The organism is Corallococcus sp. CA047B, assembly GCF_003612065.1.
GTDB lineage: Bacteria > Myxococcota > Myxococcia > Myxococcales > Myxococcaceae > Corallococcus > Corallococcus praedator.
Genome location: NZ_RAWD01000341.1, coordinates 1 through 9655, shown reverse-complemented (window position 1 = coordinate 9655; position 9655 = coordinate 1). Strand labels below are relative to the sequence as shown.

Annotated in this window: 10 protein-coding genes; 3 read left to right on the top strand and 7 right to left on the bottom strand. The window is 70.8% G+C overall.

The features are described from left to right. Nucleotides 1-36: 36 nt before the first annotated feature. Nucleotides 37-327 carry a catalase-related domain-containing protein gene (locus tag D7X74_RS34810; RefSeq protein WP_233595938.1) on the bottom strand — a complete coding sequence of 97 codons (291 nt, stop codon included), beginning with the start codon at nt 325-327 and terminating at the stop codon, nt 37-39. Between the two features lie 396 nt (nt 328-723). Between D7X74_RS34810 and D7X74_RS34805 the strand changes: the two genes are divergently transcribed. Continuing rightward, nucleotides 724-1911 (top strand): serine protease, encoded by a 1188-nt coding sequence (locus tag D7X74_RS34805; RefSeq protein WP_233595939.1) that lies wholly within the window; start codon nt 724-726, stop codon nt 1909-1911. A 110-nt stretch (nt 1912-2021) separates the two neighbouring features. On the opposite strand, the gene D7X74_RS34800 is transcribed toward D7X74_RS34805, so the two are convergent. Next, nucleotides 2022-2660, bottom strand: a complete 639-nt coding sequence (locus D7X74_RS34800) for a glutathione binding-like protein (protein WP_120537302.1) — start codon at nt 2658-2660, stop codon at nt 2022-2024. A gap of 105 nt (nt 2661-2765) precedes the next feature. Between D7X74_RS34800 and D7X74_RS34795 the strand changes: the two genes are divergently transcribed. Continuing rightward, complete coding sequence (locus D7X74_RS34795) at nt 2766-3695, top strand: LysR family transcriptional regulator (RefSeq protein ID WP_120537301.1); 930 nt, start codon at nt 2766-2768, stop codon at nt 3693-3695. A 16-nt stretch (nt 3696-3711) separates the two neighbouring features. Here D7X74_RS34795 and rraA read toward each other — a convergent pair whose 3' ends face one another. Both rraA and D7X74_RS34785 read right to left on the bottom strand, forming a co-directional pair. Beyond that, nucleotides 3712-4209, bottom strand: coding sequence for a ribonuclease E activity regulator RraA (gene rraA, locus D7X74_RS34790; RefSeq protein WP_120537300.1), 498 nt, complete (start codon nt 4207-4209; stop codon nt 3712-3714). Nucleotides 4210-4451: 242 nt separating this feature from the next. After that, nucleotides 4452-5753 carry a hypothetical protein gene (locus D7X74_RS34785; RefSeq protein ID WP_120537299.1) on the bottom strand — a complete coding sequence of 434 codons (1302 nt, stop codon included), beginning with the start codon at nt 5751-5753 and terminating at the stop codon, nt 4452-4454. A gap of 164 nt (nt 5754-5917) precedes the next feature. Between D7X74_RS34785 and can the strand changes: the two genes are divergently transcribed. After that, nucleotides 5918-6583, top strand: a complete 666-nt coding sequence (can, locus tag D7X74_RS34780; RefSeq protein WP_120537298.1) for a carbonate dehydratase — start codon at nt 5918-5920, stop codon at nt 6581-6583. A 2-nt stretch (nt 6584-6585) separates the two neighbouring features. Here can and D7X74_RS34775 read toward each other — a convergent pair whose 3' ends face one another. From D7X74_RS34775 to D7X74_RS34765, 3 genes are all read right to left on the bottom strand, one after another. Then, the gene (locus D7X74_RS34775) at nt 6586-7641 is read right to left on the bottom strand and encodes a zinc-binding dehydrogenase (RefSeq protein WP_120537297.1); all 1056 of its coding nucleotides are present in this window, start codon (nt 7639-7641) and stop codon (nt 6586-6588) included. A 97-nt stretch (nt 7642-7738) separates the two neighbouring features. Further along, nucleotides 7739-9037, bottom strand: coding sequence for a universal stress protein (locus D7X74_RS34770; protein WP_120537296.1), 1299 nt, complete (start codon nt 9035-9037; stop codon nt 7739-7741). Between the two features lie 120 nt (nt 9038-9157). Then, the coding region (locus D7X74_RS34765) for a cation transporting ATPase C-terminal domain-containing protein (RefSeq protein ID WP_199741970.1) at nt 9158-9655 on the bottom strand (498 nt) is incomplete at its 5' end.

Below are 9655 nucleotides of genomic sequence, written 5' to 3'. Positions count from 1 at the left end.
GTGGGGGAGCTCATGGGCGGGGTTCCTTCCTGGCTTTCAGCGTGCGCGGCGCAGTGGGTGGACGGCGGTGGCGACGCGGGAACCGTACTCCTCATCCGCGGCACGGAAGTAGGAGATGGCGCGGGTGATGATGTCTTCACGACTCACCTGCGCGAGGCTGCCGGAGAGGTTCTCCACCCGACGCTGCTTCTGGGGCTCCGTCATCAGCCGGTAGAGGGCCCCGGCCTGCACGAAGTCGGTGTCCTCCGCGTGCTTGCCATGGGTGGACTTCCGGGCCACCCGCCTGACAACGCTGGCGCGGAGGGTGATGGCGGCGGGCAGCGTCACGTGCTGCCCGACTCGCGGTGTCCCGGGAGAACCGTCAGGGCAGTGGGTGGCGCGGCCCTTCGCGTCGCCGGGACGAAGCGCGCGCGGGACGCGCAGCGCTTCGTCGCGAAGCAGGTCGCCACAAGTTCAGACACGAATGCAGGCGCTGGCGGCGCGCGGTTCCCGGGACCACGGTGACTCCACGTTAAGTATACATTGCGGAGAGTGCGTGGTTGGCGCGAGCATGCGGTCCGCTGCTCGCCCCCTGGCGGGCGGTCATCACCGTCAAGGAGTGTTCAGCACATGCGAATCCCCCGGACTTCCGGCCGTAGGACGCTGCTCGGAACGCTGCTGTGTACCCTTTCCCTCGTGGCCTGCGGTCCGGCCCCTGAGACTGAGCCCACCGCCGACACTCCCATGGGCACGGAGAAGCAGCCCGTCGTCTATGGAACCGACAACCGCACGGACGTGTACGCGCACGCGAACGCCACGCTGCGCGCCCGCGCTCAGCAGTCCACCGTCGCGCTGATGAACCCGTCGGACTTCAACGCGACCAACCCCAACAACGTCACCTTCAACGCGTCCACGCTGCGCTCCGCGTACAACCTCTGCACCTCCGAGCGCTTCCTGGACGACCTGACCCCGGCCTTCTGCTCCGGCACGCTCATCGACGACGACCTGGTGCTCACGGCGGGCCACTGCATCACCAGCGCGTCGGCCTGCAGCAGCACGCGCTTCGTCTTCAACTTCTACCGCACCGCCGCCGGCACGATGCAGACGGTGACGACCGCGGACATCTTCTCCTGCCAGGCGATCGTCGCGCGCCAGCAGGCCACGGTGGGCGGGCGCAACCTGGACTTCGCCATCGTCCGGTTGGATCGGCCGGCCACCCCGCGCTTCACGCCCGCCCCCATTCGCGCGGGCAACGCCGCGCTGGCCGTGGCCACCAACGTGACGGTCATCGGCTCGGGCAGCGGCATTCCCTTCAAGATCGACTCGGGCGGCGCGGTGCGTGACGCGCGCTCGGGCACGCTGGACTACTTCGTGGCCACCACGGACACGTTCGGCGGCAACTCGGGCTCGGGCGTGTACGAGAACAGCGGCTACACGGTGGCCGGCATCCTGGTGCGCGGCGAGACCGACTACAAGACCAACGGGAGCTGCAGCGTCGTCAACACCTGCACGGAGACGGGCTGCCGCGGCGAGGACATCACCTACGTGCGGCCGGCCATCGACGACTACTGCGCGGTGGCGACCAGCACGCGCCTGTGCGCGGGCTACCCGCCGCCCCCGACGCCGGTGACGTTCACCTTCACCGCCACCAACACCAACAGCGCCAACCAGAACACCGTCAACCGCAACGTCACCCTGGCCGCCGGGCAGACCCTCAAGTTCGGCACCTGCACGGTGCCGGGCTCCTCCGGCACGGGTGACACGTACCTGCGCCTGTACAACGGCACCACCCAGGCGGCCTCGAACGACGACGCCTGCGGCACGCTGTCCTACGCGAGCTTCACGGCCACCACGGCGGGCACCTACCAGATCCGCGCCGGCTGCTACTCCAACGGGAGCTGCAGCGGCACGGTGTCGTACACCATCCAGTAGCCCAGAAGGACCTGCGCGGGCGGTGGCGTCCGTCACCGTCCGCGCCGGGCTCGAGTCCCTTGAGGGATGGCCGCGAAGGGCCGGATCTCCAGCTCGGCCTCTTCTCCTCCCTACCCGGCCGCCCGGTGCCGTTCGCGCTCCGCCAGGTACAGCGCCCGCTCCTCCGCGAAGGCCTTCGCGACGCCGGGCCGCTTCAGCAGGCGCGCGAAGTAGGCGCTGAGCGCGGGCCACTTCTTCAGTTCGATGGGCGTCGCCACGCACCAGCCCAGCACCGTGACGAGGTACGCGTCCGCGACGCTGAAGCGCTCCAGGAGGAACTCACGTCCGGTGAGGTACTTCTCCAGGTAGGCGAGCCGGGCCGCTCCCTTCTCCAAAGCGTAGGCCCTCGCGCCTTCGGACGCGGTCGCGTCCAGCAGCGGGGCGAAGAGCCCCTTGTGCAGTTCGGTCCCGATGAAGGACAGCCACTGCTGAAGCCGCACGCGGCCCCGGCTGTCGCTCGGCGCGAGCTCCGCGTGGGGAAGGGCCCCGGCCATGTATTGCAGGATGGCGGCGTTCTCCGTGAGCACGTCTCCATCGTCGGTGCGCAGCGCGGGAACCAGCCCGAGCGGGTTCACTTCCCGGTAGTCGCTTCCGTCTTGCGTGCGCTTCGTCTTCGCGTCGACCTCGATGTAGGTCGCCTCCGTGCCAGCCTCGTAGAGGCAGATGCGCGTCGCGACCGAACAGGCCAGGGGAGAGAAGTAGAGCTGCATGGGATGTCCTCCAGGACGTGGAGCGGATTGCCTTCGCGGCAACGCAGGACACTCTGCTCATCCCGGGCGGATGCGTCCAACGCATCGTTGGCATAGGCTCGATGCATGGAAGACATTGCCCCTCCACCGGCCACCCGCCTGGACGTGCGCGACCTGCGCGTCGTCGTGGCCCTGGCCTCCGCTGGGACCACGGCGCGGGCCGCGGCCCTCCTGCACCTCACGCAGCCGGCGGTGAGCCGCGCACTGCTCGCGGCGGAGGAGCGGCTGGGAGCGCGCCTCTTCGACCGGACGCCGCGGGGACTTCTGCCCACGCCCGCGGGGCAGGAACTCGTCACCGGCGCGACGCGGCTGCTGGTGGCGCTGGGCGACCTGGAGCACCGCGTGCGAGCGCCGGTGACGCCGTCCGTGCGCCTCCGCCTCGTCTGCGAATGCTACACGGCCTATCACTGGCTGCCGTCCGCGCTGGTGGCGCTGCGCAAGAGCCTGCCAGGCATCCACCTGTCCCTGTCGGTGGAGCACACCCAGACCCCGGTCCCGGCCCTGGTGGCGGGGGAGCTGGACGTGGCGCTCCTCACGACCGCGCAGGTCCCGCGCACGGGCCTGGAGACGCGGGCGCTCTTCTCGGACGAGATTGTCTTCGTGGTGGCCGCGTCGCACCCGCTGGCCTCCCGCAAGACGCTCACCCGGGAGGACCTGCGCACCCACACGCTCCTGACCTCGCCGACCCCACCCGCGGAGTCGCAATGGTTCATGGCGCGGGCGTTCGGCCGCGAGCGCCCCCGCCTCCGGGTGGAGCGGCTGCCGCTCACCGAGGCCATCCTCGACGTGACCCGCGCGGGCATGGGCATCGCCGTGCTCTCCGAGTGGATCGCAACCCCGCATCTGGCCAAGGGCGACCTCGTCGTGAAGCGGCTGGCATCAGGGCCCCTGCGAAGGCCCTGGCGGATGGCCTGGAGGCGGGAGGTCGGCGACGCCGCGGTCCGCCTCCTCTCCGCGCTGGAGGCCACGGTGCCCCGGGGGCTCGCGGTGGGCTGAGGGCGGGCGGACCTCTTCAGTGCAGTGCCTTCGCCGAGGTGACGATGCCGTCCGCATCCGCGTAGAGGTAGTGGCCCGGGGTGAAGGTGACGCCGGCGAAGCGCACCTCCACGTCGCGCTGGCCCTCGTTGCGCTTGCCGCTCTTGAGCGGATGGGTGCCCAGCGCCTTCACGCCGACGGCGGTGCGGCCCACCTCCTCCGCGTCGCGGATGCAGCCATTCACCACCACGCCCGCCCAGCCGTTCTTCTGCGCCAACGCCGCGAGTTGATCCCCCACCAGCGCGCAGCGGCGGCTGCCTCCGCCATCCACCACCAGCACGCGGCCCTGGCCGGGTTCCTCCAACGCCTTGCGGACCAGGGAGTTGTCTTCAGGCGCCCGCACGGTGCTGATGGGGCCCTGGAAGTCGCGGCGGCCGCCGTAGTCCAGGAAGCCCGGCTCGGCGACCTGGAAGTGCGCGGTGCCGGCGTGGGCGTCACAGAGGTCGGCGGTCTTGGGGGCGGTGGGGTCGCTCATGAACCGGCAGCCTGCGCGGCGCCCGTTGGGCGATGCAACCCCGGAAGCGCCGCGAGTCAGGTACACGCCACGCGAGGGGCCGACTGTCATTGCCCGTCTGGGTCCCCTGGCTTGATACTGAAATGTCCAGATGCGCTGCTCGCGGGGGAGCTCGCCCCCCCCAGTAGTCGCTTGGAATCGACCGCCGCGCGCCGTCCGGGTGGACGGCGCGCGGCGGGTGAAGCGGTGTTGGAGGCACCGCCTCAGTTTTCGCGCGCGAAGTTCTGGCTGTTGTTGCTGTAGGTGTTGCCGCTCTCGCTGAAGGTGGCCGCCTTGAAGACGAAGACGCCGTAGGCGGGGCTCTGCGAGATGACGGAATCGGTGAGCTGGAGCCGGCCCTGGTTCGAACCGTTTCCGCCGCCCACGGAGATGTTGGCGACGATGTCTCCGGCGTTGGTGAAGTAGTCGCAGCAGAAGTCATCCGAGCCGCCGTACGTCACGTCCGCGAAGGCGATGACGTTGTTCCCGCTGGAGGAGCGGATGGAGATGCCCTTCCAGTAGCCGGACGTCTCGGTCCTGCCCGTGAACACGATGCGGTCCGCCGCCGTGCCCCGCGCCACCAGCGAACCGTCCTGTTCGATGCGCAGGCCCGAGGACGCCTCGAACTGGAGCCGGACGCCCGGCTCGATGGTGAGCGCGCCGGTGTACGAAACCGTCGTGTCCGGGATGCCGGTGGCGATGCCGTAGGGCACGTCCAGCTTGCGCAGCGTCTGGGTCGCGCCGGAGTCCGCCGTCGGGGCCGCCAGGACGTGGACGGTGTTGTCGCCGTTGGCGGCAGGGCTCGTCGCGCTGTTGCCGGAGTAGATGCTCGCGCTGTCCAGCGCGCCCACCAGGGACATGGTCAGGCTGACAGGGGCGCCCAGGTTGCCCCGGAAGACGTTCTGCGCGAAGCCCGGCAGGCGGGCCTTGTTGAAGGCGAAGAGGCCCACCGTGCCGCTCTTCTCAATCGTCGTGTGCGTGATGCGCACCGTACTGGCGGCGTCCCGCAGGTTGGAGCCCAGCAGCACGGCGGCGCGGGCGTCCATGCCGCCGCCAGCGCCGTAGAAGAAGTCGCAGCAGAAGGCCGCTTCGCTGCCCGCGTAGGAGACGGTCACGTACTCCAGCACGTTGGCGGGGTTGTTGGACTTGAACGCGAGCCCCTTCCAGAAGCCGGGCGTCTGCGTCGTCCCCGTGAAGGTGATGGGCTTCGCCTCCGTGCCCACCGCGTTGAGGGAGCCCGTCTCCGTGATGAGCAGGCCCGCGTCGGGCCCGAAGCGGACCACCGTCCCGGGGGCGATGGTGAGCGCGCCGCTCACCTCGATGACGCCCTTCACCGAATAGGCGCAGTTGTCTTCCCCCGCCGACCAGGTCGTCGCCGCGGTCTGCTTCTCGGTGATGTCCCGGACGCAGGTGTCGCCGGGAGTGCCGTCGCCGTCGCCGGGGTCGTCCTCTCCACCACAGGCGGCCAGCACGGATGCGGCCAGCACGGGAAGGAGCCGCGAGAAACGGAGGAGCTGCTGCGCCATGGGGATACCCCGGAGGAGGTCGAGCGGGAAATGCCGCCTTCGGGGGTGATTACGCCGGCCCCCGCGCATATTCCGGCGCGCCCTGGGAAACAGCGGCGCTCAGGGCCCCACCCACCCGGTAGAGTCGCGCCTCCCCGGGGTACGCCCCTCTTCTGGAAGCGACGATGACCGACCGAAACGCGGGCGACCGGAGGCTGGAGGTGCTGTTCCAGAACAACCGCCAGTGGGCCGCCTCGATGGTGGAGAAGGACGCCGACTTCTTCACGAAGATGGCCAGCTCCCAAGCGCCGGAGTACCTGTGGATTGGCTGCTCCGACAGCCGCGTGCCCGCCAACCAGGTCGTCAACCTGATGCCGGGCGACCTGTTCGTCCACCGCAACATCGCCAACGTGGTGGTGCACACCGACCTCAACTCGCTGTCGGTGCTGCAGTTCGCCATCGACCTGCTGGGCATCCGGCACATCATCGTCTGCGGCCACTACGGGTGCTCGGGCGTGCAGGCCGCCCTGGAGCGCCGCCGGGTGGGGCTGGCGGACAACTGGCTGCGCCACGTGCAGGACGTGCACCAGAAGCACGAGCGGTTCCTGGGCGAAGGGCTTTCGCCGAAGCTGCGGCAGGACCGGCTCTGCGAGCTGAACGTGCTGGAGCAGGTGCAGAACGTCTGTCAGACCACCATCGTGCAGGACGCGTGGCTGCGCGGGCAGGACCTCACGGTGCACGGGTGGATCTACGGCGTGGAGGACGGCCTGCTGTCCGACCTGGGCCTCACGCTCAGCGGCGTGGAGGACCTGGCGGCGAAGCTGCCCTCAAGCCTCGCGCGCTACACCTGAAGTCACGGACGGATGGCGACCTTGAGCACGCCGTCCTTCCGCTGGCTGAAGAGTTCGTAGGCGTCGCGGATGTCCTTGAGCGCGAAGCGGTGCGTGAGCAGCGGCGTGAGGTCCACGCGCTTCGCGCGCACCACCTCCATGAGCCGCCGCATGCGCTCCTTGCCGCCCGGGCAGAGCGTGGTGACGATGCGGTGGTCGCCCAGGCCGGCGGCGAACGCGTCGTAGGGCAGCTGCAGCTTGCCGGAGTACACGCCCAGGCTGGAGAGCGTGCCGCCGGGGTGCAGCGTGCGCAGCGCGCTCTCGAAGGTCTGCTGCGTTCCCAGCGCCTCGATGGCCACGTCCACGCCGCCGCCGGTGAGGCGCTTCACCTCCGCCACCACGTCCTGGTTTCGGAAGTCGATGGCCACGTCCACGCCCAGCTTGCGCGCCATGGCGAGCCGCGTCTCGTCCCCATCCACGCCGATGACGAGCGACGCGCCCATGAGCCGCGCGCCCACGGAAGCGCACAGGCCGATGGGCCCCTGCGCGAAGACCACCACCGCGTCTCCGATGCGCACGCCGCCGGACTCCGCGCCGCTGAAGCCGGTGGACGCGATGTCCGCCAGCAGCAGCACCTGTTCGTCCTTCAGCTCATCCGGGATGGGCGCCAGGTTGGCCTGCGCGAAGGGCACGCGCACGTACTCCGCCTGCACGCCGTTCATCGTGTTGCCCAGGCGCCAGCCGCCCGCGGCCTCGATGCCGGAACCATGGCCGCACTGGGCCGGGTGGCCGCCCAGGCAGCCCCGGCACTGGCCACACGGCGTGATGGCGCCCACCAGCACGCGGTCGCCCACCTGGTAGCCGGTGACGCCCTCGCCCAATTCGTCGATGACGCCCACCATCTCATGGCCCACCGTCAGGCCCGGCTTCACCGGGTACTCGCCCTTGACGATGTGCACGTCGGTGCCGCAGATGGTCGTGAGCGTCACCCGGACCACGGCCTCGCCCGCGCGGGCCTTCGGACGTTCGACGTCCTCCACGCCCACCTGGTTGACGCCTCGAAACACGGTTGCTCGCATCGGGTTGCCTCCTGACGCGTGCGCGCCGGATGGATCCCCACCACGGCTCATGTGGCGTCGGGCCCCCGGGGGATGCGAAGGCCGGCCACGTGGGTCCTCACGCGCGCGGCATGCGCACCGTCATCGCGGGCCGGTCGCTGCGCGCCATCACCTGCTGGGCCACCGAGCCCAGGATGACCCGGCTCACGCCACCCCGGCCGTGCGTTCCCAGGCAGAGCAGGTCCACGCAGTACCGCTCCGCGGCCTGGGTGATGACCCCCGCCACGTCGTCGCCGGTCAGCACCGACAGCTCCACCCGATGGTCCCCGTCGTGCTCCGAGCGGGGCACGCGCAGCTCCAACTGGCGCCGGGCCTCCTGGAGTTGTTCGGGCGTGGCCCGGGCGGGTTGGACGTGCAGCAGGTGCACCGTGCCCCCGGGAGGCGTCAGCGCGAAGGCATACGCGATGGCGCGGTCCCCGGCCGCCAGGAAGTCCGTGGTCGCCAGCACCGTGCGCACCCGGGGCGGCTCCTCCGCCAGCCCCTCTTCGGAGGCGGGCACGGGCACGCTCACCACCGACATGGGGGCCAGTCGCCGGGCGTGGTGCGACACGCTCCACAGCTTCGCGAGCGCCTTGCGGTGGTGCGTGCCCACCACCAGCAGGTCCACCTGCTCATCCGTGGCCATCGCGACCAGGTGATCCGCGATGCGGCCCAGGCCCGGCTCCAGCCGCACGCGCACCGTCACGCCCTCACCGCGCACCGGCTCCAGCAGGGTGGACACCTCCCGCGTCAGGGCTTCGCGCAGCTCGGCCGACACGTCCTTGTAGCTGTGCGGGTGCACCAGCCCCAGGCGCTCCGCTTCCTCGGAGGCCCAGAACACCCGGCCGCCCACCACCTCCAGCGCTCCGAACCGCGCGAGCCCCTTCACCCAGTCCCGCGCGGCCTCGGAAGGCCGCGAGCGGTCCACGCCCAGCATCACCCGCAGGGGCCGCCCGTCACGCGCCCACGCCTCCAGGGCGGTGCCTTCCCGGACGACCAGGAGGGGCACCTCCAGGGCCTGCGCCATCCGGTCGACCGTGCCCCCCAGGCCCAGGAAGGGCGTGTCCTTCCGGGGCGCGGCGACCACCACCCCCTGGAGGCCGCGCTGCGCCACCAGCTCCGCCAGGGCCTTCTCCGGCTCGCCCGAGAGCAGGACGCGGTCCACGGCCACGCCCCCCAGCGCTTCCAGCCGCCGGCCTTCCTCCAGCAACGCGGCCTGCGTGGCCTCCCAGACGGGCTGACCGAGCGTCCGCACGGCGTTGCCGGGAAGCACGTGGACCAGGCACAGGGCGACGCCCATCCGCCGGGCGAGGAGGACCGCCGTCTCTCCAGCACTCCGGGATGTGTCGGTGAGCAGGGTGGCGCAGGCGATGGTCATGGAAGGCCCTCCACGAGGCGGATGTCTTGAAGCTAGCCATCCCCGGGAGCCTCCATCGCGAGAGGGCCGGGAGGCACGGGCGCTTGCCGGGCCTCCTGCATGGAGGGGACGCTCGCGACGTCAGGCGGGCAGACGGGCCCGGTCCTGGGGGAGGGAATCATCCCGGTCGGAGCGCCGGGTGCTTCGCGAGCGCAGCCACTTCTCCAGCCCCACGACGGGCAGCACCACGGCGCCGGCCAGCACGGAGCGGGCGATGGCGCCGGGCGACAGCGGCGCGGTGCCGAAGAGGCGCTGGAAGAAGGGCACGTACATGAACGCGGCCTGGAGCAGCACCAGCGTGGCGATGCCCACGAAGATGGTGCGGTTGCTGAACAGGCCCACCTCGCGCATCGAACCGCTCAGCGTGCGGCACAGCCACAGGTAGAAGATTTGAAAGCTGATGACGGTGTTGACCGCCATCGTCTGGGCCTCGGCCAGGGGCCGTGGGTCCATCGCGGCGTGGGCCCCTCCCTGACGTGAGAACTCCCAGAGGAACAGGCCAATGGCCCCCGCCGCCATCAGCAGCGCGACCAGCCCCGTGCGCATCACCACGAAGCGGTTGAGCACCGGGGCATCGGG